This window comes from Caulobacter sp. GW821-FHT05F04 (genome assembly GCF_059419665.1).
Genome location: NZ_JBWKSF010000010.1, coordinates 40,947 through 65,733, shown reverse-complemented (window position 1 = coordinate 65,733; position 24,787 = coordinate 40,947). Strand labels below are relative to the sequence as shown.

The following is a 24,787-nucleotide window of genomic DNA, read 5'->3' as shown; positions in this document are numbered from 1 at the left end:
GAAATCTTGACCTTGGCGGGCGGCTTAAGGCGGCGTTAACCGGCGCGGGAACAGGCGGTTGACGTTGAGCCCCTTCGCGAGTAAATACCGCGCTCTTTTTCGAGGCGGTCGTTCGCGTCCGTTCCGATGAGCTTCCTCTCCTCGTGAGCGGAGAACCCGCCGGTGTGCTTCCCGCGCCCCGGCGAGTTTCGTGTTTATCGGGTCTCCAAGCGGAGCCTTGAACCAAGAACAACAAAGACAAGGACCTGAAGCGCCCCGGCCGAAAGGCACACGCTTCCATCAGAGCAGAGACTTAATGCCTACCATTAACCAGCTCATCCGTAAGCCGCGCTCCCCGAAGCCGGTCCGGAACAAGGTGCCCGCCCTGAAGGGCTGCCCCCAACGTCGCGGCGTTTGCACGCGCGTCTACACCACGACCCCGAAGAAGCCGAACTCGGCTCTGCGTAAGGTCGCCAAGGTCCGTCTGACCACCGGCATCGAAGCCGTGTGCTACATCCCGGGCGAAGGTCACAACCTGCAGGAGCACTCGGTGGTGCTCATCCGCGGCGGCCGCGTCAAGGATTTGCCCGGCGTCCGTTATCACATCCTGCGCGGCGTCCTCGACACCCAAGGTGTCAAGGATCGTAAGCAGCGTCGTTCGCTCTACGGCGCCAAGCGTCCGAAGTAAGGAATAGAAGAAGATGTCCCGCCGCCGTCGCGCCGAGAAACGCCAAGTCCTGCCGGATCCCAAGTTTGGGGACCTGATCGTCACGAAGTTCATGAACTACGTGATGTACGAGGGCAAAAAAGCCGTCGCCGAAAACATCATCTATGGTGCTTTCGACATCCTGGAATCCAAGCGCAAGGACCAAGGTCCGCTTGAGACCTTCCACTCCGCTCTGGACAACGTCGCCCCGGCGATCGAAGTCCGGTCGCGTCGCGTTGGCGGCGCCACCTACCAAGTGCCGGTTGAAGTCCGTCCGGACCGTCGCCGCGCCCTGGCCATCCGTTGGCTGGTGACCGCCGCTCGCAAGCGCGGTGAAAACACCATGACCGAAAAGCTGGCTGGTGAGCTGCTCGACGCTTCGAACAACCGCGGCACCGCCGTGAAGAAGCGCGAAGACACCCACAAGATGGCTGAAGCCAACCGGGCGTTCTCGCACTATCGCTGGTAAGCTTTTCGCGACCAGCACTCTTTCAGGCGCGGGTGGTTTGCGATAAACCGCCCGCGCCGCACGTTTAAATGTCCCTGCCTCACCGCAGCGCTACGCAGAGCTTCATCATGGCCCGCCAGCATAAAATCGAAGATTACCGTAACTTCGGCATCATGGCGCACATCGACGCCGGTAAGACTACGACGACCGAGCGGATCCTGTATTACACGGGTAAGTCGCACAAGATCGGCGAAGTCCACGATGGCGCGGCCACCATGGACTGGATGGAGCAGGAGCAGGAACGCGGCATCACGATCACGTCGGCCGCGACGACCGCTTTCTGGAACGGCAAGCGTCTGAACATCATCGACACCCCCGGGCACGTCGACTTCACCATCGAAGTCGAACGCTCGCTGCGCGTGCTCGACGGCGCCGTGACGGTGCTGGACGGCAACGCCGGCGTCGAGCCGCAGACGGAAACCGTCTGGCGCCAGGCCGACAAGTACAAGGTTCCGCGTATCGTCTTCGTCAACAAGATGGACAAGATCGGCGCCGACTTCGACAAGTCGGTGGAATCGATCCGTGACCGTCTGGGCGCCAAGGCCGTGCCGATCCAATTCCCGATCGGTTCGGAAACGAACCTGAAGGGCCTCGTGGACCTGGTCCGCATGAAGGCCGTGGTCTGGGACAACGACGCCCTGGGCGCGAACTTCCGCGACGAGGAAATCCCCGCCGACCTGATGGACAAGGCGATCGAAGCCCGCGCCTATCTGGTCGAGAACGCCGTCGAACTCGACGACGAAGCGATGGAAGCCTATCTGGGCGGCGAAGAGCCCTCGGAAGCCACGATCAAGAAGTGCCTGCGCAAGGCCGTTCTGACCGGCGCCTTCTATCCGATCCTCTGCGGCTCGGCCTTCAAGAACAAGGGCGTGCAGACGCTGCTGGACGCCGTCGTCGACTACCTGCCGTCGCCGCTGGACATCCCGCCGACCAAGGGCATCGACTTCAAGACCGAAGAAGAAGTCGTGCGTCACGCCTCGGACGAAGAGCCGCTGTCGGTTCTGGCGTTCAAGATCATGGACGACCCCTTCGTCGGTTCGCTGACCTTCTGCCGCATCTATTCGGGCAAGCTGGAAACCGGCATGTCGCTGCTGAACGCCACGCGCGACAAGCGCGAGCGCGTCGGCCGCATGCTGCTGATGCACTCGAACAACCGCGAAGACATCAAGGAAGCCTATGCCGGCGACATCGTCGCCCTGGCCGGCCTGAAGGAAACCCGCACGGGTGACACCCTGTGCGATCCGCTGAAGTCGCCGGTCATCCTCGAGCGCATGGAATTCCCGGCCCCGGTCATCGAGATCGCCGTCGAGCCCAAGTCGAAGGCCGACCAGGAGAAGCTGGGCGTCGCCCTGCAGAAGCTGGCCGCCGAGGATCCGTCCTTCACCGTCTCGACCGACTTCGAGTCGGGCCAGACGATCCTGAAGGGCATGGGCGAACTGCACCTCGACATCAAGATCGACATCCTGAAGCGCACCTACAAGGTGGAAGCCAACATCGGCGCGCCGCAGGTGGCCTATCGTGAATCGCTGGGCCGCAAGGTCGACATCGACTACACGCACAAGAAGCAGACCGGTGGTACGGGCCAGTTCGCCCGCGTCATGATCACCTTCGAACCGGGCGAGCCGGGTTCGGGCTTCGTGTTCGAAAACGCGATCGTCGGCGGCGCGGTGCCGAAGGAATACATCCCCGGCGTCCAGAAGGGCCTGGAATCGGTCAAGGACAACGGCCTGCTGGCCGGCTTCCCGCTGATCGACTTCAAGGCGACCCTGACGGACGGCAAGTTCCACGACGTCGACTCGTCGGTCCTGGCCTTCGAAATCGCCTCGCGCGCCGCCTTCAAGGAGCTGCGCGAAAAGGGCGCTCCGAAGCTGCTCGAGCCGATCATGAAGGTCGAGGTCGTGACGCCGGAAGAATACCTGGGCTCGGTCATCGGCGATCTGAACAGCCGCCGTGGCATGATCCAGGGTCAGGACATGCGCGGTAACGCGACTGTCGTGAACGCCTACGTGCCGCTGGCCAACATGTTCGGTTACGTGAACACCCTGCGGGGCATGTCGCAAGGCCGCGCCCAGTTCAGCATGGTCTACGACCACTACGATCCGGTGCCGCAACACGTCGCCGACGAAGTGATCAAGAAGTACGCCTAAGCTTTTCTCAACGAAAAGCGTGGGTTAGAGATCGAGAGGGTTCCTTGGAACCCTCTCGCCAACACCCCAGAAGTCCCACCTATTTTGAAGGCCCCTCTGGGGTCCTGGAGCTAAGAAGATGGCCAAGGAAAAGTTCGAACGCACTAAGCCGCACTGCAACATCGGCACCATCGGTCACGTTGACCATGGCAAGACGACGCTGACGGCGGCGATCACGATCACGCTGGCGAAGACGGGCGGCGCGACCGCCAAGAACTACGCCGACATCGACGCCGCGCCGGAAGAAAAGGCCCGCGGCATCACGATCAACACCGCGCACGTCGAGTATGAGACGGCCAACCGTCACTACGCGCACGTCGACTGCCCCGGCCACGCCGACTACGTGAAGAACATGATCACGGGCGCCGCCCAGATGGACGGCGCGATCCTGGTCGTGTCGGCCGCCGACGGCCCGATGCCGCAGACCCGCGAGCACATCCTGCTGGCCCGTCAGGTCGGCGTGCCGGCTCTGGTCGTGTTCATGAACAAGGTCGACATGGTCGACGACGAAGAGCTGCTGGAGCTCGTCGAAATGGAAGTGCGCGAGCTGCTCAGCTCGTATCAGTTCCCGGGCGACGATATCCCGATCGTCAAGGGTTCGGCCCTGGCCGCCGTCGAAGGCCGTGATCCGGCCATCGGCGAAGACCGCATCAACGAACTGATGACCCAGGTCGACGCCTACATCCCGCAGCCGGAACGTCCGGTTGACCTGCCGTTCCTGATGCCGGTCGAAGACGTGTTCTCGATCTCGGGCCGCGGCACCGTGGTCACGGGCCGTATCGAAAAGGGCGTCGTGAAGGTCGGCGAAGAAGTCGAAATCGTCGGCATCCGTCCGGTCCAGAAGACGACCTGCACGGGCGTCGAAATGTTCCGCAAGCTGCTGGACCAAGGTCAAGCCGGCGACAACGTGGGCGTGCTGCTGCGCGGCACCAAGCGTGAAGACGTCGAGCGCGGCCAAGTGCTCTGCAAGCCGGGCTCGATCACCCCGCACACCAAGTTCGTGGCCGAGGCCTACATCCTGAACAAGGAAGAAGGCGGCCGTCACACCCCGTTCTTCACCAACTACCGTCCGCAGTTCTACTTCCGCACGACCGATGTCACCGGCATCATCAAGCTGAAGGAAGGCGTGGAAATGATCATGCCGGGCGACAACGCCGAGCTGGACGTCGAGCTGATCACCCCGATCGCCATGGACCAAGGCCTGCGCTTCGCCATCCGCGAAGGCGGCCGCACGGTCGGCGCCGGCGTGGTTGCGAAGATCGTCGAGTAATCGACCTTCTTCAGCACGCGCTGAATTGATCTAAGCGAAGGCCCCGGAGAGCGATCTCCGGGGCCTTTTGCTTGGGCCGGTGGGCGAAGAGGCCCCTGTGTCGGGTCGTTGCTTGACGCGCCGCGAGCTTTGCCGCATCCGGGGCCGTCAGCAGGGGGCTTGGCGATGGGAGCGTTCATTCGCGGCAAGCCGGCGGGCTACGGGTTCGCGGTGCTCGCGGCCCTGGCGGCCTGGGCGCTGCGCCTGACGCTGAACGACTGGTTCCCGCCCGGCTTTCCCTATCTGACCTTCTTTCCGGCCGTGGTCATCACCGCCTATTTCGCGGGCCTGCGGCCGGCGATCCTTTGCGCGGTCCTGTCCGGCGTGGCGGCCTGGTACTATTTCATCCCGCCGTACCGCACGTTCCACATCAACTTTTCGACCAGCGTGGCCCTGGCGTTCTACGCCTTCGTGGTGGTGATCGACATCTTCTTCATCGACGGCATGCGCCGGGCGCTGCGTCAGCTGGAGGAGGAGCGGGCGCGCTACGCCGCCTTGGCCGAGAGCCGGGACCTGCTGTATCGCGAGCTGCACCATCGGGTCAGCAACAACATCCAGGTCGTGGGCTCGCTGCTGCGGCTGCAGGCCGCCGGCATGGCCGACGAGGACGCGCGCCACGCCCTGAATGAGGCCGGGGGCCGGATCGCCTTGATCGCCAGCATCCAGCGAGAGCTGCACACCGCCGTCGGCGAGCCCGCGCCCTTCCGCGCCTTCGCCGAGGTCGTCCTGAACGAGGCCTCGCAGGCTGCCGGCGCGAAGGTCGTCCTGACCATCGAGGGCGGCGACCAGCCCCTGCACCCCGACCAGGCCACGCCGGTCACCCTGGTCATGCTGGAGAGCTTCAACAACGCGCTGGAGCACGGCTTCGGGGAAGCCCGCTCGGGACAGGTGCGTGTCGATCTCGACCAGTCCGGCGACACTCACGTCCTGACGGTCCGCGACGACGGGGCCGGCCCGCCCGACGGCTTCGATCCGGCCAACTCCAGGAGTCTCGGCCTGCGCATCGTCCGCGCCATGGCCCAGCAGCTGAACGGCAAGTTCGAGATGGCGCGCGAGGGGGCGTGGACCGTGTGCCGGCTGAGCTACGCGCCAAGGGCGGAGTAGGGGGCTGGAGCCTCTCCTCCCCAACGGGGGAGGAGAGGGAAGTTCGCGTGGTCTCCGCTACAGCCGATCCGCCCGAGCCGTCTGGCCCTCCGCAGCCTCGCGCGGGGTGACCACGCGGGACAGCTTCGGCCTCAGCCACATCTCGATGTCGTCGACGATCTCGTAGACCACAGGCACCAACACCAGCGACAGCACGGTCGAGGTGATCAGGCCGCCGATCACGGCCACGGCCATGGGCTGGCGGAACTCCGAGCCGGTGCCGATGCCCATGGCGGTCGGCAGCATGCCGGCCATCATGGCCAGGGTGGTCATGACGATCGGCCGGGCCCGCTCGTGGCAGGCGTCGAGAATGGCCTCGCGCTGGCTCATGCCGTCGCGCTCCTGCTCGATGGCGTACTCGACCAGCAGGATCGAGTTCTTGGCCGCCAGGCCCATCAGCATCAGGAAGCCGATCAGCGACGGCATCGACAGCGACTGGCCGGTGATCAGCAGGGCGAAGAACGCGCCGCCGATCGCCAGCGGCAGGGCCGACAGGATGGTGATCGGCTTGAAGAAGCTGCGGAACAGCAGCACCAGCACGCCGAACACCAGGCCCACCGCCGACAGCAGCGCCACCGCGAAGCCGGTGAACAGCTCCACGAAGGCCTCCTGGTCGCCGGCCGAGGCCGGGCCGACGCCGGCGGGCAGGCTCTTCATGGTCGGCAGCTTGGCGACGTCCGTCATCGCCTGGCCCAGCTGGGCGCCGTTGTTGAGGTCGGCCTCGATGGTCACCTGCCGCTTGCGGGCGAAGCGGTCGATCTTGGCCGGCCCGGCCTGGAACGACAGGTCGGCGACGGTGTCGAGGCGCGTCGTGCCGCCGCTGGCGGTCGGGATGCGCAGGGCGCCCAGGGCGTCGAGGTCGCGACGGCTGTCGGCCGGCAGGCGCACGCGGATCGGGATCCGCCGCTCGCCCTGGGTCATCTTGGCGACATTGGCGTCGATGTCGCCGACCGTGGCCACGCGGGCGATGGCGGCGATGTCGGCCGAATTGACGCCGAGGCGCGCGGCCTCGTCGGCCTTGGGTCGGATCAGGATCTCCGGACCGCTGGGCGGGGACGACGGACGCGGATCGGCGACGGTGGAGAGCTTCTGCATCTCGCGCTCGATCTGGGCGGCGGTGCGTTCCAGCAGTGGGCCGTCCTCGGAGATCAGGATGGTCTGGACCTCCGACGTCCCCCAGTCGCCCAGCAGGTTCACCCGGGCGTCGGGAATGTCGTGCAGGCCGTTGCGGACCTCCTGCTTGATCTCGGTGACCGTCTGCTTGCGATCGCCGTTCAGCACGATGGTGATGGTGGCGTCGCGGATGTCGGCGCCGCTCTGGCCGCCCCAGCCGCTGCCGATGTTCGAACCGACCTGGGCGAAGACGTGGGCCACTTCCGGGCGCTTGCGGAACATGGTCGTCACCGATTGAACCGTGCGCTCCATGTCGGCGACGGTGGCGCCGGGCGGACCCTGGACCTTGAGGTAATAGTAGTTGTTGTTGGCCGCCGGCTGGAACGCCGTGGGCAACAGGCCCGCCAGCATGATCGAGCCGATGAAGATCAGGCCGCCGATGGCGCAGGCCAGGATCCGGTGATCCAGCGACCAGTCCAGCACGCCGCGATAGAAGCCCTTGAAGTCCTTGCGCGGATGCGGGGTCTTGGCGGGCTTGAGGAAATAGGCGGCCAGCAGCGGGGTCAGCAGGCGGGCGACGACCAGCGAGAACAGCACGGCCACGGCCACCGTCAGGCCGAATTCCTTGAAGAACTGGCCGGGCGTGCCGGGCATGTAGGACACTGGCACGAACACCGCCACGATGGTGAAGGTGGTGGCCACGACCGCCAGGCCGATGGCGTCGGCGCCCTCGATCGCGGCGTGGTAGGGCCTCTGCCCCCGGGCGACGCGCTTTTCGATGTTCTCGATCTCGACCACGGCGTCGTCGACCAGGATGCCGATGACCAGGGTCAGGGCCAGCAGGGTCACGACGTTCAGCGAGAAGCCCATGATCGCCATGAAGGCGAAAGTGGGCACCAGCGACACCGGCATGGCGATGGCGGTGATCAGGGTGGCGCGCCACTCGCGCAGGAACAGGAACACCACCAGCGAGGCCAGCAGCATGCCTTCCAGCAGCGTGTGCTCGGTGGCCGCGAAGCTGGCGCGGGTCTCGTCGACGGTCGAGAAGATCTTCACGAACGACACGCCGGCCTGCTTTTGAGCGAGGGCGTCGATGGCCTTCTTGACGTTGTCCTCGACGGCGACGTCACTGGAGTCGCGGGTCTTCATCACCTGGAAGGCGACGACCGGCCGGCCGTCCAGGCGGGCGAAGCCGCGCTGTTCTTCCGAGCCTTCGCCCACCTGGGCCACGTCGGTCAGCTTGACGTAGCGGCCGCCGGCGATCGGGATGGTGATCTGGCGCAGTTGCTCGACCGTGGTCGCCGCGCCCAGCACGCGCAGGGTCTGCTCGCGACCGCCGACATTGGCGCGACCGCCGGGGGCGTCGACGCTGAAGCTGGCCAGAGCCTGGTTCAACTGCGGCGCTGTGACCCCGAACGAGGCCATGCGGTCTGGGTCGAGGATGACATTGATCTCGCGATCGACGCCGCCGACGCGGGCCACCTGGGCCACGCCCTTTTCGCCCTGCAGGGCGCGGGTGACCGTGTCGTCGATGAACCACGACAGCTCGGTCGAACTCATGTTCGGGGCCGAGACGGCGTAGGTGATGATCGGGGCGCTGGTGATCTCCAGCCGCTGGACGATCGGCTCGTCGACCTCGCGGGGCAGAAGCGAGCGGGTCTGGTCGACCTTGGAGCGCACCTCGTCGGTGACCTTCTGCAGGTCCTCGCCGAGATTGAACTCGATCGTGGTGGTCGAGGCGCCCTGGACCACCGACGAGCGGATGGTCTTGACGTTGGAGATGCTGGCCACCGCGTCCTCGATGGGGCGGGTGACCTGGGTCTCCATCTCGCCGGGCGCGGCGCCGCTCTGGGTGACCGTCACGGTCACGGCCGGGAACTCGACGTTCGGGAACTGCTTGATCGGCAGGCCCAGATAGCAGCCGATGCCGGCGATCATCAGGGCGATGAACACCACCGCGACCGGGATCGGGTTCTTGATCGCCCAGGCGGAGACCCGCAGTTCGCCGGTCTTGTGTCCGGGCTTTTGTTCAGCGGCCATCAGCGGGCCGCCTGCTGGGCCGAAGCGGGGGCGGGGCGCACCACGTCACCGTCGGTGACGAAGGACGCGCCGCCCAGGACGATGCGCGTGCCGGCGGCCGGGCCCTGGACCAACTGAGCCCAGCCGCCGCCCTTCCGGCCGACCTTCACGCCGACCATGTGGGCGCGGTTGTCGCCGTCGACCGTCATCACGAACAGGCCGTCGGCCTCATAGCGGATGGCGGATTCCGGGATGGCGGTCACCGCCGCGCCCGAGGCCCCGAAGGTGGCGCGGCCGAAGCCGCCGGGACGCAGGTCCGGACGCACGGGCAGGCGCACGCGCACCTTGCCCAGGCGGCTCCCGCTATCGACGCGCGGGCTGATCAGGCGCACGACGCCCGAGATCGACTGGCCGCCGGGCAGGGACACTTGAGCCGCCTGGCCCTCGCGGATGCCGGCCAGGTCGGCTTCGTTGACCTCGGCGTCCAGCTCGACCAGGCCGTCGCGGGCGATGGTGAACCACGGGGTCGTCCCGCCGCCGGCGATCTGGCCCGGCTGCACGCCGCGCGACAGCACCCGGCCGCTGACGGGCGAGGTGATGGTCATGCGCGCGGCGCGGGTGCGCAGTTCCTTCAACGCCGCCTCCTGGGCCTTGGCCTGGTAGCGGCGGGTCTCGATCTGCTCCTGGGACAGGATGCCCTGGCCGTCGAGGCCGGAGACACGGGCCGCTTCGGCCTGGGCCTGGGCTGTGACGGCCGCCTGCTGCTCGACCTGAGCCCGCAACAGGGTGTCGTCCAACTGGACCAGAGGCTGGCCGGCGCGGACCCAGTCGCCCTCGTCTGCGTAGAGCCGCGCGACGCGGTAGCCGGTCAGCTCCGAGCCGACGGCGGCCTCCTCGCGCGAGACCAGCAGGCCCGAGGCCTCGACCCCGCCGCCCAGCGGCCGGGTCTCGACGCTGCCGATACTGACCGTGCGCGCCTGGGAAGCGGCGGTCTTGGCGGGGGCTTCCTTGTCCTTCTTGCCGCCACAGGCGGTGAGGCCTGTTCCCGCGACAAGCAGGGCGCCGCAGACCAGGGCGGTGGCGATCGTAGAGCGGGTCGTCATCGGGGCGGGTCTCATTGGGCGGAAGGCTTGCTGGGAATAGACGCGGGCGACCAACCGCCGCCGAGCGCCTTGTAGGTCTGGACGGCGCGCTGCAGCGCCTGGGTCTGGGCCCCGGTCAGGGCCGTGCGGGCGCCACGCCAGGACTGCTCGGCCTGCAAGGCCGTGGTCAGGTCGATCAGGCCCATGGCGTAGCCCTTGCGGCTGGCTTCGTAGGCCACGGCGGCGCGACGCTCGCCGGCGGCCAGCAGGGTGACGCGACGCTCGTCGGCGTCCTGCTGGACCAGGGCGCTCTCGGTCTCGCCAAAGGCCTTCTGGACGGTCTGCTCGTAGGTCACGGCGGCCTGCTCCACCTGGGCGCCGCTGACCTTGATGTCGGACATCAGCTTGGGGATGTTCAGCACCGGGATCGACAGGTTCGCGCCCAGGGTCCAAGCCGAGCTGGTGGTCGAGACCGACGAGCCGGTCTGCAGGAAGCTGGGGTTGATCGCCTTTGAGATCCCGACGCCAGGCGTCAGGGTCAGGGTCGGGAACAGGGCCAGCTCGCTGATGTTCAGATTGCCCGAGGCCGAGGCCAGGCGCGCGGCGGCCTCGCGGATGTCGGGGCGGCGGGCCAGCAGCTCGGCCGGGGCGGCGGCGGGGACCGGCGGGGCCTTGGCCAGGATCGGCTCGACTGGCAGGCTGGCCAGCGGGTCGACGCCCTTGCCGACCAGGATCAGCAGGCTGCGGCGCGAGGCCTGAAGTTGGGCTTCCAGCTGGGCGACCTGGGCCTGGGCCTGGGCCAGGTCGGCGGCCGTGCGGTCGCCTTCCGAGGTGGCGGACAGGCCCCGGCGGCCCTTCTCGTCGGAGACCTTGAACAGGTTCTCGGCGATGGTGGCGTTGGCGCGGGCGTCCTCCAGCTGCACGGCGTAGCCGCGCGCCTCGAAGTAAGACTGGGCGACATTGGCCGCCAGCGCGGCGCGGGCGCCTTCGTAAGCGAAGCGGGCGGCGGCCAGGTCGCTGTCGACCACGCGGCGGGCGGCGCTGCGCCGGCCGATCAGGTCCAGCTCCCAGGAGACGTCGAACTCGGCCGAATAGGTCTTGCTGACCCCGCCCTGGGTGAAGCCGCCCGCGCCGCTCTGGTCGATGATGTGGGTGTCTGTGCGCTTGGCCGAGCCGGTCAGCGGGGTCTGCGGGATGTAGATCTGGCGGATCTGGCCCTTGCGCACGGCGCGAGCCTCTTCCAGCCGGGCGGCGGCCAGGCGCGCATCGGGAGCCTGGGCCAGGGCCGTGGTGATCAGATCGTTCAAGACCGGATCGTTGAAGGCGGTCCACCACTGATCCAGAGCCTGAGAGGCCAGCGGCGATCCCGCCGGCGCCTCGAAGGCGGACGGCAGTTTGACGTCGGCCCGGCGCGCGGGGGTGGTGCAGGCCGACAGACCGGCGCCGACGAGCACGACTGTCGAGACGAGCAGAATGGAAGGCCGGCCTGGACGCCTGGAAGCGCCGGTCTTGGCGAAACGCATAGAGTTCGAATCCGATTGTTCTCGCCCTGCGGGCTGGACTTGGCGACCAATGGTTTCCCACTTAGGCGCCCCCGCGCCGGTGGGAAAGTCCCAGCCCAACGCTTTAGCGAAGCTTATGTTGCGGCGCACGCGTCCTTTGAGCCTTGCGCGGCCATACCGATGGTTGGTGCGACGTGTCGACGCGCCGAAGCGATCCCGTGCGGCGGGCGGTTGACGTGAGGCAAAAACATACCGCATCATCGAAACAGATGTTCGAGATCATTTTTCGGCATCCGTGACGGTTATTGAAACCGGCGCAGTACGCGTGGCTTTTCAAGTGTCCGGCCTCCAGGGGAACCAAGGCTTGTCGGCTCCAGAAGGCGCATCACCAAGTTTCGAAAAAGAACGCACTTCGCGGCGCGCGGGCTTTGGCGCGCGGGCGGCCGCGCGCGCCGAATTCGGGAGACCACCGCCCAGCTGAACGACCCCAATACCCACCAGGGCATCGCGCAGACGATCGGCCCATCAAAAACAATCGAGGGAGGGAAATCATGAGACGAACCAGCTTCCTGCGCGGAGGCTCCTGCCTCGCGCTGGCCTTCGCCCTGACGAGCGGCATGGCGGGCGCGGCGGCCGCCCAGCAGAAACCCAACGACGCGCCGACCGAGGTCGAAGAAGTCGTCGTCACCGGCTCCTTCATCCGGGGAACGCCCGAGGACGCCGCGCTGCCGGTCGACGTCGTTAGCGCCGAGGAACTCCAGAAGCGCGGTTCGCCCTCGACGGTCGAGCTGCTGAAGGCCCTCTCGATCTCCAATGGCGTGCTGGGCGACACCAACCAGTTCGACAGCCGGGCCCAGGGCTCGGAGGGCTCGGGCTCGGTCAACCTGCGGGGCCTGGGCTCGCAGCGCACCCTGGTGCTGCTGAACGGCCGTCGCCTGGCGATCAACCCGTTCGGCGCGGCCGGAGCGGGCATCGTCGACACCAACATCATTCCCGCCGCCGCCATCGGCCGCCTGGAGGTGCTGAAGGACGGCGCCGCGGCGACCTACGGCTCGGACGCCATCGCCGGCGTGGTCAACTTCATCACCAAGAAGAACTTCAACGGCCTGGAAGCGGCCGCCGACTACCGTCACATCGACGGCTCGAAGGGCGACTACGGCGGCAGCCTGACCTGGGGCCAGACCTGGGACAACGGCAACGTCCTGGCCAGCGTGGGCTGGCAGCATCGCTCCAAGCTGTCGGTGGCCGACCGCGACTGGGCCAACAAGTCATATCTCTCAAACCCCGAGGCGGGATGGTCGGCGGCGGGCAATCCCTCGACCTTCATTCCCCTGGCCAGCACCTCCAGCGGCATGCGCGATCCGGGCTGCTCGGGCCTGGGCGGCTATGCCGGCTTCAGCGGCCTGACGCCGGTCTGCTACTGGCACTACACGCCGTTCGACAACCTGGTTGAGAAGTCCAACGCGGTTCAGGCCTATGCCGAGGTCAATACCGACCTGTCGGCCAAGACCAAGTTCCACGCCGAGGTGCTGTACGCCCACACCGACGTGCCTGATTGGAACACCTCGCCGTCCTATGCGGCGCTCGCCGTGCCGACGGCGGAAGTGGCGCCGATCGCGGCCCTGGCTGGCCGCTACTTCGTGCCGGCGAGCAATCCGGGGCTCGCGGCCTTCATCGCCGCCAATCCGACGGTGCAACTGACCAGCCTGGCGACGGGAGCGACCTCCACCGCGCCGGGCGCGATCTTCGCCGGCGGGGCGCTGGACGTGGCCAACCGGCCTTTTGGCATCGGCGGCAATCCGAAGTTCGGCTATGGCCCCTCGATCGGCTCGCGCTCGTTCGACGCCTTCCGCGTCTCGGGCGACCTGTCGGGCGAGTTCGAGAACGGCGTCGGCTGGGACATCGCCCTGACCTACTCGCAGGAAGTCGGCACCCGCACGGGCTACGACACCCTGGTCAACCGTTTCGCCCTGGCCTTGCAAGGCCTGGGCGGACCGCTGTGCGACAGCAATCCCTCGACCCCGGGCATCCAGGGCACGCCGGGCGTCGGCGGCTGCATGTATTACAACCCCTTCGCCAGCGCGATCCCGTCCAACGTGATCACCGGCGTGGCCAATCCCGGCTACAACGCGACGCTTCAGAACAACAAGGATCTGGTCGACTGGTTCTTCAAGAAGCTGTCGACCAAGCAGTCCTCGCGCCTGTTCGTCGGCGAGGCGGTGCTGAACGGCAAGACCAGCATCACCCTGGCGGGCGGCGACGTCGCCTGGGCCGCCGGCGTCCAGTACCGCCGCACCTATTTCAAGGCCGACTACAACGACATCAGCAACGCCGCGATCAATCCGTGCGTGAACACCCCCGACTTCGGGGTGACCACCTGCACCGGCTCGGCCCGCAACGGCCCCTTCATGTTCCTGGGCGTCGGCAACGAGGCCGATAATCAGAGCGACGTGATGGCCGGCTTCGGCGAGCTGTCCGTGCCGATCACCGACGATTTCCAGGCCCAGTTCGCGGCCCGCTACGAGAAATACGGCAACGGCATCGGCTCGACCTTCAACCCCAAGGCCTCGCTGCGCTGGCAGGCCATGCCGTGGCTGGCGTTCCGCGCCTCGGCCGGCTCGACCTTCCGCGGGCCGCCGGATCCGCTGACCACCACCACCTCGGTGACCTCGCTGCAGGGCATCCTGGGCGTGTTCCGCGCCGTCGACATCTTCGGCAACCCGAACCTGAAGCCGGAAAAGGCCAAGACCTACAACTTCGGCACGCTGTTCAAGGCCGGGGAGTTCAAGGCCAGCATCGACTACTTCTACTTCGACTTCAAAAACCCGATCGTCGCCGAGCCGGTGGCGGGCATGGTCGCCTCGCTCTATCCGAACGGCGCGGCCGGCGCGAACAACTGCGCCAACCCGGCCTATGCGGGCCTCGTGTCGCGCTTCACCTTCAACGGCGCCTGCGGGACCCCGACCACCAGCATCGCCCGCCTGCGCACCGGCTACATCAACGGCGCGCCGGTGAAGAACGCCGGCTTCGACTTCTCGGCCGAGTACCGGTTCAGGGAGGTGGCCGGCGGCGACCTGACCTTGGGCGGCAACGCCACCTACATCCAGAAATACAAGGTCGGCGCCACGGTCGTGGAAGGCATTACGGTGGAGAAGGCCTTCGACGCCGTGGGCCTGCTGAACTACCAGACCACGGTCGTGCCGATCCCCAAGTGGAAGGGCGACGTCTTCGCCGAATGGAACCGGGGTCCGCATAACCTGCGGCTGTCGGTCCACTACATCGGTTCGTACACCGACCAGCGCACCGCCCCGTTCGCGGCCAACGCCTACAAGGACACCACCGGCGCGGGCGTCACGGTCAGCGCGGGCAAGACGATCAAGAAGCAGATCCTGACGGACCTGGCCTACCGCGTCTTCCTGCCCTGGGACACGACGGCGACCCTGGCGATCACCAACCTGTTCGACAAGGACCCGTCCTACGCCCGCCTCGACCTGGGCTATGACCCGTTCACCGGCGATCCGCTGGGCCGCACCTACAAGGTGGGCCTGCGCAAGAAGTTCTAGGTCGCGAACTCCCTCGAGCACGTGGGTAACTTGCGGCGCGCCCTTCGCGGGGCGCGCCGATTTCTTGTGGCGGGAGGCGGGATCGGGCTACCAATCGTCATCCGTCGATCGAAGGTTCGTCCATGTCCAAAGCCGCTCTCCTCGCCCTGGCCTCAGGCCTGATCCTCGCCAGCGCCGCGGCCGCCCCGACCCAAGCCCAGGACAGCGGACCGATCGATCCGGCGCGGCTGTCGGACATCACGCGGGAGCTGGCCTCCGACCGCTTCGCCGGCCGCGCGCCGGGCGGGGAGGGCGAGGCGCCGACGATCGAGTACATCAGCGCCCAGTTCAAGGCGCTGGGCCTGGAGCCGGCCGGCGACAACGGCGCGTGGACGCAGAAGGTGGCGCTGGTCCGCACACGCCTCGATGGCCCGGCGACCCTGACGGTGGCCACCAAGGCCGGCCCCCTGACCCTGAACCAGGGCGAGCAGTCGCAGGTCATGACCCTGCGCCCCGTCGACAAGGTCAAGATCGACAAGGCTCCGCTGGTCTTCGTCGGCTACGGCGTCGCCGCGCCGGAGCGGAAGTGGGACGACTTCAAGGGCGTCGACCTGAAGGGCAAGATCGCCGTCTTCCTGATCGGCGACCCGGACCTGGAGGCCGCGCCGGGCGAGCCGGTGGCCGGCAAGTTCGGCGGCTCGGCCGCCACCTACTACGCCCGCTGGACCTACAAGTACGAGGAGGCCGTCCGGCGCGGGGCGATCGGCGCGCTGATCGTCCACGAGAGCCTCGGGGCCGGCTATGGCTGGACGACGGTCAAGGCCTCGAACGGCGAGGGCTACGACATCGTCCGGGCGGACCCCGCTAAGGACAAGCTCTTGATGCAGGGCTGGATCCAGCGCGACGTGGCGGTCGACCTCTTCAAGCGCTCGGGCCTGGATTTCGAGGCGCTGAAGCGCGCGGCCCGCACCGCCGCCTTCAAGCCGGTGGCCCTGACCGGCGCCAGCCTGTCGGCCGACTACGCCGTCAGCCACCAGGCGATGGACAGCGCCAACGTCCTGGCGCGTCTGCCGGGCGCCAAGCATCCGGACGAAACCGTGGTCTACGCCGCCCACTGGGACGCCTATGGCGTGGGCGCGCCGGACGCTCAAGGCAACACCATCCGGCGCGGCGCCGCCGACGACGCCATCGGCGTGGCCGCGGTGATCGAGGCCGCCCGCGCCTTCACCCAAGGTCCGCGCCCGGAGCGCTCGATCCTGTTCGCCGCCTGGACCGCCGAGGAGCGTGGCCTGTTGGGCTCGGAATACTACGCCAACCACCCGACCGCGCCGCTGGGCAAGACGGTGGCCAACTACACCTTCGACGTGCTGCAGACCGTGGGGCCGGCGCGCGACGTGGTGCTGGTCGGGGCGGGCCAGAACGCGCTGGAGGACGGCCTCGCCGCCCAGGCCGCCAGGCAGGGCCGGACCATCACCCCGGACGCCAAGCCCGAGCGGGCGCTGTTCTACCGCGCCGATCACTTCTCGCTGGCCCGTCGCGGCGTGCCGGTGCTGCTGCTGATGGGCCTGGGCGGCGGGGCGGACCTGATCAAGGGCGGCCGCGCCGCCGGCGACGCCTGGGTCGCCGACTACACCAGCCGCTGCTACCACCAGCCCTGCGACGCCTGGAGCCCCGACTGGGACCTGCGCGGCGCCGCCCAGGACGTCGCCCTGACCTATGAAGCCGGCAAGGCCCTGGCCAACTCCCGCGACTGGCCGGACTGGAAGGCGGGCTCGGAGTTCAAGGCCATCCGCGCCGAGACGGCGGCGGAGCGGAGGTAGGGCCTACAGGTAATCCAGCATGCTCGGCGGCCCCGCCACCGAGCCATCCGCGTTGAACATCTGGGCCAGCTTGTCGCTGGCGGCCTGGAGTTCGACCAGCTTGGAATAGACGGCCGGGGTCCAGCCGGAGGCGTCGCGTTCCTCGGCGGTCATGCCGGCGTAGCGGGTGATCATCGCCTTGCCGAAGCCGCCGTCCGCGTCCGAGGTCGACTGGTAGCTGGCCTTGATGGCGTCGCTGTCGCGCTGGCGGATCTCGGCCTTGGCCTGGGCGACCTCGTGGGTCGAGAACTGGTCGTCCTTGTTCAGGGCCACGGCCGACAGCGAGCGGTCGTCGAAGCGGCGGAAGTCGATCGCGCCGCTGCTGCCGTCCTTGGCCGCGTCGGGGGCGACGGCCAGCTCGTACTGCTTGTCCAGCGCGGTGCGGACGTCGCCGGCCACCTTGCCGAAGTCGCGGGTCTTGGCGCCGGCGACGACGCTGCCGGTCTCCTTCATGTAAGCGGCGACGCTGTCGTTCTGGATTCCGGCGGGCGCCAGGCCCGGACGAGCGATGGCCTGCTTGCGGCCTTCGACCAGGGCGGCGCGCTCGGTGGCCCAGGCGGTGGAGGCCTTTTCCTCCGGCCCGGCGGCGTCCATCTGGTCGAGGGCGGTCTGGTAGAGGCTGGCATAGTCGCCGGTCAGCCGCGCCTGGGCGGCGGGGCTGGCCAGGGCGGTGTCGTGCTGGTCCTTCAGGGCCAGGGCCGCGACGACCTGCTGGTCCATTGGGAACTGGCCGCCTTTGTTCGACGCGACGGCGTAGAGGCTGCGGCGGTCCATGCTGGAGAGGTCGATGGTGGCGTCGCCGTTGTTCAGGGCGCTCTTGGTTCCGGCCGCCTTCAGCAGACTCGCGATCTGGCTTCTTGCGTCGGAGACCACCGTGTCGATCGTCCGGGAGTCGGTCTGGGCCTTCAGCGCGGCCTGGGCGGCGGCCGAGAGCGTGACATTGACCGCCGGTGTGTTGATCGTCGGGCTCTGGTCGCGGGTCGTCCCGTTGGCGGCGGCCTGCTGGGCGCGCTGCGCGGCCGTCTGCCCGGCGGTCAGGCCGGGGGCGTAGTTCGACGAGTACGGATTGATCGTCGTCATGACGGCGGGGCTCGAAGCGACTCAGTCGCCTCAGGGTACAGCCGTCAGTGGGGGGAGGCGAGACTATGGTTAATAGGTCGCAACCTTTGGCCCGTCCTCGTCCTTCGACAAGCTCAGGATGAGGACTACTTTCTCGCCGTCGCAGTAGAAAACCTCATCCTGAGCTTGTCGAAGGACGGGGTTTTCGGTTCCTCGGCTTAGTTCAAGACCCCCGTCAGTAGCGGCCTGGCGAACAGGTCGGCCGCCTCGTCCCGTTCCAGGCCCGGGACCCAGGCGCCCAGGCTGGCGGCGGCGTTCAGCATCGAGTTGATCATGTGGGCGGCGATGCTGGGGTCGATCGGCCGGATCGAGCCGTCGGCGACGCCGTCGGAGATGATCGAGGCGAAGCGCTGCCAGCCGCGCATATAGCCGTCGGCCATGTCGTGACGCAGGGTGTCGGGCAGGGCGCCCAGCGATGAGGCGCGCAGCAGCGGCCCGTGCTCGGACAGCTGGTAGCTGGTCAGGCCGGCGGCGGTCGAGACCAGCCGCGTCCAGTTGTCCGCCGGCAGGTCGCGGGCGTCCAGCTGCGAGCGGCGGGTGACGGTGAAGGTGCGCTCGAAGCACTCGGCGACCAGGGCGTCCTTGTCGTCGTGGTGGTGATAGAACGAGCCCTTGGTGACGTTCAGCGCCGCCGAGATCTCCTCGACCGAGGCGCCGCGATAGCCGCGCTGATTGATCAGGCGGGTGGCGGCGACCAGGAAGGTCTCGCGCCACTCCAGGCCTTCGGGCGACACCGGGGTCGGGTCGGGCAGGGCGCGCGGGGCCCAGACCTGGCCGGCGGCGGGCAGGCCGTTCAGCAGGATGTCGCCCATCCGGTCGCGCACGCGGCCATAGTCGTCGACGTCGTAGCGGCGCAGCCAGCGGCCCGACCAGAACACCTGCTCCATCAGCAAGTGCGTGCGGGCCGTGCGCTGGCGCTTGTCCAGGTGGGCCAGGGACGGGTCGTCGAAGAAGCTCCGCACCCGGCGGAACAGATCGTTGAACGCGCCGACCACCGAGCCGCGCAGGGGCTCCTTGAGGGCCTTGATCTCGGCGAAGCTGGTCAGGGGCGTGGCCTCGCCCAGGCGGACCCGGCGGTTCAGGTCGAGATAGAGGTCCAGGAACTTCAGGATGCGCGCGGCGGGCGCGGCCTCGGCGGCGGCCTCCTCGACCATGGCCTCGAAGCGCTCCAGGCCGCGCATGAAGCAGGCGGCGGCCAGATCGTCCTTCCTGCGATAATAGTAGGTGACGCTGGTGGTGTTCAGCCCGACATTGGCGGCGACATCTGCCAGGGTCATGCCGCGCACGCCCTGGCGGTTCAGGATCGCCGTGGCCGCCGCCAGGATGGTCTCCTTCTTGCGGGCGTAGCGCGCTGTCGCCGCCCCCGCCACCCGACCGTCGTCCATAACAAAATCCCCAAGTCCACTCACCTTCGGCGGCCGCGCCAGGCACTGGACTATCGGGTCCAATCTAGGCGTGTGGAGGGCCGGCTTAAAGGGCGCTCCGTCCGTCGAGGGACAATTGGCGCTCACCTAGCGTCGGGGTTTGTCAGGAATGTTTCAGGACGCCCGCTTTTGACGGGCCTTCCGCCGCCATCTGGGTTTCGACCAGGTCGAGGAATTTGCGGCCGACCGCGCCGCCGGTCTGGCTCTCGACCTGCTCCAGCACCACCACGTCGGCGGCCATCAGGTCCTTGAGCACGCTTCGCGGCGTGGCGGTCAGGGGATAGGCGCCGCCGTCGCGGTACTCGATGGGCGCGAGCGTCAGATAGCCGTAGTTGCGGGCGCGGCCGGCCAGGCGCGCCTGGGTCAGGAACAGGGCCAGCGGATCGAAGAAGCTGTCGTTGACGGCGGCAAGCGTGAACACGCCCGAGCCAGGCGGTCCGACGGGATGGGCGGTGACAGCCGGAGCCTTCCAGCCCTTGGGCGGCTTTCGCAGGTTCAGCAGGCTGGAAAGGTCGCGGTCCAGGCCGGTCTCGTCCGGGGCCTGCGCGACGTCCCAGTCCAGCGCCGGCGTTTCGAGCCCCTGGCGGTTCAGCTCGCCAACGAAGGCGCGGGCGGCCAGGGCGACGCCCAGCTGGTTCCAGTGAATGCCGTTGCGGGGGAACATCTCGTAGCCGAGCTTGCCGCGCTGGGCCTCCAGCGTCGCGCGGCCGTCGACCCAGTGGACGCCAGCGGCGGTCAGGGCGCTACGAGCGGCCGGATAGACGCTGTCGCGCCTGGCCGCGCAGGGGTAGCTCGGCGGCACGAGGTCCGGGAACCAGGTCGTCTTGATCGGGGCCAGGACGTAGACGAATTTCTGGCCGCGCGCTTCGAACCAGTCCTGCGCGCGCCGCAGGCGGCGGGCGTAGTCGGGCATGGCCGCGATGTCGACCTTCAGCTTGAGGCCGCAATGGGCCTCGATATAGCTCTCCTCGAACAGGGCGCCCAGCAGGCCGATGCTCATGGCGGTGGCCTCGTGGTTGCGCACCGCTAGGAACTGGCCGTCCAGCGCGGGCTGGGCCATGGCGCCGAGAACGGCGCCCAATTGCGGCAGGCCGTGGCTGCGGAAACAGGAACAGCGGCGACGAAAAGAGCATGGTCCCCCAGGGTGTCGCGCTTGCTCGACCTCCGGCCGAGGGTTAGCGGCGCGGCGGCGCTTTGAACAGAGGCCCGGTATGGCTCGGTGATTGAGAACGGATCAGCCGAGGCGGCCGGAAGCGCTGGCCGGTCGGGCGTTCACTCGGCCGGGGTCAGCGAGATGTCGACCATGATCTCGGCCGAGATGTTCTCCAGCGCCGCCTTGACCGCCTCGGTGTCCAGGGCGGGCGGCAGGCGCAGGCGGGCGTCCAGATGGAACAGCGGCGCGCCGGAGTAGGGCTCGACGCTCATACGGGTTTCGAAGGCCTCGATATTGGCGTTCAGGCCAGCGAGCACGGCCGTCACCTGATGGACGATGCCCGGCTGGTCCTGGCCGACCAAACTGAAGGCGACGGCCTGGCCCTCGGGGCCGACCGTCTCGACCGCCGGCGCGATCCGCACGTCGAGGCCTTGGGCGTCCACCGCGCTGACGGCGGCGCGCAGGGCGTCGGCGTCGCCGGCCTCCACCAGCACGGAGCCGACATAGAGGCCGCCCAACTGGCTGAGGTGGCTTTCCAGCCAGTTGCCGCCGGCCGACAGCACCGCGCTGGCTATGGCCTGGGTCAGGCCGGGCCGGTCGCTGCCGATGACGCTCAGGATCAAAAGGGCCATCGGCGCCTCCCAGGAAAGATGGCCCGCAACCAAGCGCATCGCGCCCGCGACGGCAATCCCGATCAGGACGCCTCCAGCGCGGCCGACGGCCTGGCGGCCAGGGTCCGGACGATGGCCTGGGTCAGGGCCTGCGGCGACAGCGGCTTGGCGATCGCCCCGTCCATGCCGGCCGCCAGATAGCTGGCCTGCTGGTGGGACAGGGCGTTGGCGGTCATGGCCAGGATCGGCGCGGCCCCTGCGGGGCCGGGCAGCGCGCGGATGCGCTGGGTGGCCTCGATCCCGTCCATGACCGGCATCTGGATGTCCATCAGGATCAGGTCGAAACCCGCGCGGGCCGCGGCGACGCCCTGGACGCCGTCCTCGGCGGAGCTCACCTGGGCGCCCAACGCCTCCAGCATGCGGCCGGCGATCAGGCGGTTGGTGGCGTTGTCCTCGACCAACAGCACGCGCAGGCCGTCGAACAACGAGGTGTCGGGTTCGTCGACGTGGGCCGCTCCATGTCCGAGATGCGGCGCGGCGCAGGCGTCGGCCTCGACCTGCAGCCAGAAGGTCGAGCCTTGGCCGACCTTGCTCTCGAACCCGACCTCGCCGCCCATCATCTCGGCCAGGCGCCGACAGATCGACAGGCCCAGGCCCGAACCGCCGAAGCGGCGGGTGGTCGAGCCGTCGCCCTGACGGAAGCGCTCGAACAGGCTCTTGCCGGCCTCTTCGTCGATGCCGACGCCGGTGTCGGCGATCTCGAAGCGCAGGCGGAGCTTTCCATCCGTACGCCTGCCGGAGAGCCGCGCCACGACGCCGCCCTCCAGGGTGAATTTCACGGCGTTGCCCAGCAGGTTGAACAGCGCCTGACGCAGGCGCAGCGGGTCGGTGGCCGCCCAGCCCAGGTCGCCCTCGTCTCCCTTGGAGGGCGCTTCGACGCGAAGATAGAGGCCCTTCGCCTCGGCCTGCGGTCGCAGCATGTCGGCGACGCCGACCAGCAACTCGGCCGGATCGACCGGCTCGGACCCCAGTTCGAGCTTTCCGGCCTCGATCTTCGAGAAGTCGATGATGTCGTTCAGGAGCTCCGACAGCATCTCGCCGCAGCCCAGCGCCTCGTTCAGCAGGCGGCGGCCGTCGTCGGTCAGCCTCTCGGTCTTCAGAAGGTGCAGTACGCCCAGCACGCCGTTCATCGGCGTGCGGATCTCGTGGCTCATATTGGCCAGGAACTGGCTCTTGGCCTCGGCCGCGCTCAGGGCCGCGTCGCGGGCCTCGACCAGTTCGGTGACGTTCTGGCTGATGCCGATGACGTCGTAGGCGTCGGGGCTGGAGCCGCGCACGCCGCGCCAGGCGCAGTGCATGTGCGTCCAGTTGCTGGTGGCCGGATCCAGGTAGCGGTAGTCGATCTCGACATGCTCGCCGCCGCGCAGGGTGCGCGAGAACGCGTCCCAGACGCGCACGCGGTCGTCGGCGTGGATCGACAGGGTCATCTCCGCCACCGTCATGGTCCGCACCCCGCCCTGCGGCGAATTGGGCGTGGGGATGTCCTGGTCGAAGACATAGATCCCCTTGCGGGGGTTGAAGCGCCAGACGTAGACGCCGGCGGCGCTGCGCAGCAGTTCGTTGGAGCGCTCGGCCTGCTGGCGGGTGATCTCGCGGGCGCGGTCTTCGCTGAAGTCCTGGAAGACGATCATCAGGCCGCCGCCCTCCAGGACCTTGGACTTCGAGCGCACCCAGAGCCAGCCGCCGCCCTTGCGGGCCAGGCGATGCTCGCCGGACGCCTGGCCGCGCGCCTCCAGCGTCCGCCCGATGTCCTCGATGATCAGCCTGTCATGCAGGTGGAAGAAGTCGTGCATGTGCCGACCGACCGATTCGTCGGGCGACCAGCCCGTCAGCTGCACCCAGGCGGGGTTGACGCGCGCGATCACCCGGTCGTCCAGGACGACGAACATGTCGAGGCTGCTCTGGAAGAACCAGTCGGCGGCCGCGGCTTCAATTCTGGAGGCAGCCTCGGCGTCCAAGACCTTGCCCATCCCCGTTTCCTCGTTTTCAATCGATACTCGCAGGATCGGGTAAAGTTTACGTTGCGGAAAAAAGCCCCGTCTTCGATTTCGATCTAACGGTACGCAAACACGACCAGAGCAGGTCGCAAGGGGAGACCAGGAACTTGAGCACGCCAGAAGCCGTCGGACTGTCGAGCGAGCGATTGAAGCGCATCGATAGTTTCATCCAGTCCAAGTATATCGACACCGGAAAACTGCCCTGCGCGCTTACCCAAGTCTGGCGGCGTGGCCAGCTGGCCTATACCTCGGTGCTGGGCAGCGCCGATGTCGAGCGGGGAAAGCCGCTGAAGGCCGACAGTCTGTTCCGCATCTACTCAATGACCAAGCCGGTCACGAGCGTGGCCTTCATGATGCTGGTCGAGGACGGCCTGGTGTCGCTGGACGATCCGGTTCACCGCTTCATCCCGGCCTGGCGCGACCTGGGCGTGTTCGCCGCCGGGGTCGAGGGGGCGTTCCAGACCAAGCGCGCCGGCGAGCCGATGCGGACGATCGACCTGCTGCGGCATACCTCGGGTCTTACCTACGGCTTCCAGCAGCGGACCAATGTCGACGCGGCCTATCGCAAGCTGAAGCTGGACGGGATCGACAGCGAGGGCGGCCTGCAGGGCTTCGTCGACGCGCTGGGGACCGTGCCGCTGGAGTTCTCGCCGGGCGAGGCCTGGAACTACTCGGTCTCGACCGACGTGCTGGGCTATCTGGTCGAGAAGATCTCGGGGATGCCGTTCGACGTCTTCCTCAAGACCCGCATCTTCGATCCGCTGAAGATGGTCGACACCGGCTTCTTCGTGCCGGAGAGCCAGCGCGACCGCTTCACCGCCTGCTACGCCCTGACCCCCTCGGGCCGGGTGGTGCTGCAGAACGATCCGGAGAAGAGCCGCTTTTTCATGGACCCGTCGGTGAAGTCCGGCGGCGGCGGCCTGATCTCGACCGCCGACGACTACATGCGTTTCTGCCGGATGCTGCTGAATGGCGGCGAGCTGGACGGCGCGCGCCTGCTCAGCCCCAAGACCCTCAAGCTGATGACCATGAACCACCTGCCGGGCGGCAAGGAGCTGGTTCAGGTCTCGAAGTCGCTGTTCAGCGAGGCGGTGTTCGAAGGCCTGGGCTTCGGCCTCGGCTTCGCCATGACCATCGACCAGGCCCGGACCAAGAACCTGGGCTCGCTGGGCGAATATTTCTGGGGCGGCATGGCCTCGACGGCGTTTTGGATCGACCCGGTCGAGGACCTGGCGGTGGTGTTCATGACCCAGCTGATGCCGTCGACCTCCTATCCGATCCGTCGGGAGCTGCGGACGCTGGTCTATTCGAGCTTCACGGAAGCGGCGGGGTAGGGGAGCCTCTCGTCAAAGAAAGCGGCGCGGGAGACAGCTCCCGCGCCGAGTTGCGCTTTACCAAAGTCCGACGCATTGCGAGCAACGCGCCACGCTCGCGGAATTCACCGACTTCGAATTGTGAGGACGCGTGCAAGGCGC

15 protein-coding genes and 2 pseudogenes are annotated in these 24,787 nt (G+C 67.9%); 8 read left to right on the top strand and 9 right to left on the bottom strand.

Features of this window, described 5'->3' with window-relative positions; translation table 11 throughout:
* Positions 1–24: 24 nt before the first annotated feature.
* Positions 25–272 (bottom strand): annotated as a pseudogene (locus AC07R7_RS22585) (hypothetical protein).
* A gap of 23 nt (positions 273–295) precedes the next feature.
* Here AC07R7_RS22585 and rpsL point away from each other — a divergent pair.
* The 5 genes from rpsL to AC07R7_RS22560 all read left to right on the top strand — a co-directional run bounded on the left by rpsL (position 296) and on the right by AC07R7_RS22560 (position 5,792).
* Positions 296–667, top strand: coding sequence for a 30S ribosomal protein S12 (gene rpsL / locus AC07R7_RS22580; RefSeq protein ID WP_004624021.1), 372 nt, complete (start codon positions 296–298; stop codon positions 665–667).
* A 13-nt stretch (positions 668–680) separates the two neighbouring features.
* Positions 681–1,154 carry a 30S ribosomal protein S7 gene (gene rpsG / locus AC07R7_RS22575; protein WP_047403744.1) on the top strand — a complete coding sequence of 158 codons (474 nt, stop codon included), beginning with the start codon at positions 681–683 and terminating at the stop codon, positions 1,152–1,154.
* 107 nt (positions 1,155–1,261) lie between these two features.
* Positions 1,262–3,340 (top strand): elongation factor G, encoded by a 2,079-nt coding sequence (gene fusA / locus AC07R7_RS22570; protein ID WP_492886756.1) that lies wholly within the window; start codon positions 1,262–1,264, stop codon positions 3,338–3,340.
* A gap of 118 nt (positions 3,341–3,458) precedes the next feature.
* Positions 3,459–4,649 carry an elongation factor Tu gene (gene tuf, locus AC07R7_RS22565; protein ID WP_492835994.1) on the top strand — a complete coding sequence of 397 codons (1,191 nt, stop codon included), beginning with the start codon at positions 3,459–3,461 and terminating at the stop codon, positions 4,647–4,649.
* 165 nt (positions 4,650–4,814) lie between these two features.
* A complete protein-coding gene (locus tag AC07R7_RS22560; protein WP_494636665.1) occupies positions 4,815–5,792 on the top strand; it encodes a sensor histidine kinase in 978 nt (325 codons plus the stop codon).
* Between the two features lie 57 nt (positions 5,793–5,849).
* Here AC07R7_RS22560 and AC07R7_RS22555 read toward each other — a convergent pair whose 3' ends face one another.
* The 3 genes from AC07R7_RS22555 to AC07R7_RS22545 are packed head-to-tail and all read right to left on the bottom strand — an operon-like array spanning position 5,850 to position 11,568.
* Positions 5,850–8,984, bottom strand: a complete 3,135-nt coding sequence (locus AC07R7_RS22555; RefSeq protein ID WP_494636664.1) for an efflux RND transporter permease subunit — start codon at positions 8,982–8,984, stop codon at positions 5,850–5,852.
* Complete coding sequence (locus tag AC07R7_RS22550; protein ID WP_494636663.1) at positions 8,984–10,081, bottom strand: efflux RND transporter periplasmic adaptor subunit; 1,098 nt, start codon at positions 10,079–10,081, stop codon at positions 8,984–8,986. The genes AC07R7_RS22555 and AC07R7_RS22550 overlap by 1 nt, the downstream gene beginning before the upstream one ends.
* Positions 10,078–11,568: an efflux transporter outer membrane subunit gene (locus AC07R7_RS22545; RefSeq protein WP_494636662.1), complete on the bottom strand. Its 1,491-nt coding sequence runs from the start codon at positions 11,566–11,568 to the stop codon at positions 10,078–10,080. Before AC07R7_RS22545 ends, AC07R7_RS22550 begins: the two co-directional genes overlap by 4 nt.
* 228 nt (positions 11,569–11,796) lie before the next feature.
* Here AC07R7_RS22545 and AC07R7_RS22540 point away from each other — a divergent pair.
* Together AC07R7_RS22540 and AC07R7_RS22535 are read left to right on the top strand one after the other, a co-directional pair.
* Positions 11,797–15,110: pseudogene (locus tag AC07R7_RS22540) on the top strand (TonB-dependent receptor).
* A 122-nt stretch (positions 15,111–15,232) separates the two neighbouring features.
* On the top strand, positions 15,233–16,909 hold the full coding sequence (locus AC07R7_RS22535; RefSeq protein WP_494636661.1) for a M20/M25/M40 family metallo-hydrolase: 1,677 nt from the start codon (positions 15,233–15,235) through the stop codon (positions 16,907–16,909).
* 3 nt (positions 16,910–16,912) lie between these two features.
* Here AC07R7_RS22535 and AC07R7_RS22530 read toward each other — a convergent pair whose 3' ends face one another.
* The 5 genes from AC07R7_RS22530 to AC07R7_RS22510 form a co-directional block, all read right to left on the bottom strand.
* The gene (locus AC07R7_RS22530; protein ID WP_494636660.1) at positions 16,913–18,028 is read right to left on the bottom strand and encodes a hypothetical protein; all 1,116 of its coding nucleotides are present in this window, start codon (positions 18,026–18,028) and stop codon (positions 16,913–16,915) included.
* Positions 18,029–18,225: 197 nt separating this feature from the next.
* A complete protein-coding gene (locus tag AC07R7_RS22525) occupies positions 18,226–19,452 on the bottom strand; it encodes a TetR/AcrR family transcriptional regulator (RefSeq protein WP_492886741.1) in 1,227 nt (408 codons plus the stop codon).
* A gap of 142 nt (positions 19,453–19,594) precedes the next feature.
* A complete protein-coding gene (locus AC07R7_RS22520; protein ID WP_494636659.1) occupies positions 19,595–20,551 on the bottom strand; it encodes an alginate O-acetyltransferase AlgX-related protein in 957 nt (318 codons plus the stop codon).
* Positions 20,552–20,763: 212 nt separating this feature from the next.
* Entirely contained in the window at positions 20,764–21,276 is a 513-nt protein-coding gene (locus AC07R7_RS22515; protein WP_494636658.1) for a glycine cleavage system transcriptional repressor, read from the bottom strand.
* A 62-nt stretch (positions 21,277–21,338) separates the two neighbouring features.
* The gene (locus AC07R7_RS22510; protein WP_494636657.1) at positions 21,339–23,285 is read right to left on the bottom strand and encodes a hybrid sensor histidine kinase/response regulator; all 1,947 of its coding nucleotides are present in this window, start codon (positions 23,283–23,285) and stop codon (positions 21,339–21,341) included.
* Positions 23,286–23,419: 134 nt separating this feature from the next.
* Between AC07R7_RS22510 and AC07R7_RS22505 the strand changes: the two genes are divergently transcribed.
* Positions 23,420–24,646: a serine hydrolase domain-containing protein gene (locus tag AC07R7_RS22505; RefSeq protein ID WP_494636656.1), complete on the top strand. Its 1,227-nt coding sequence runs from the start codon at positions 23,420–23,422 to the stop codon at positions 24,644–24,646.
* Positions 24,647–24,787 lie beyond the last annotated feature (141 nt).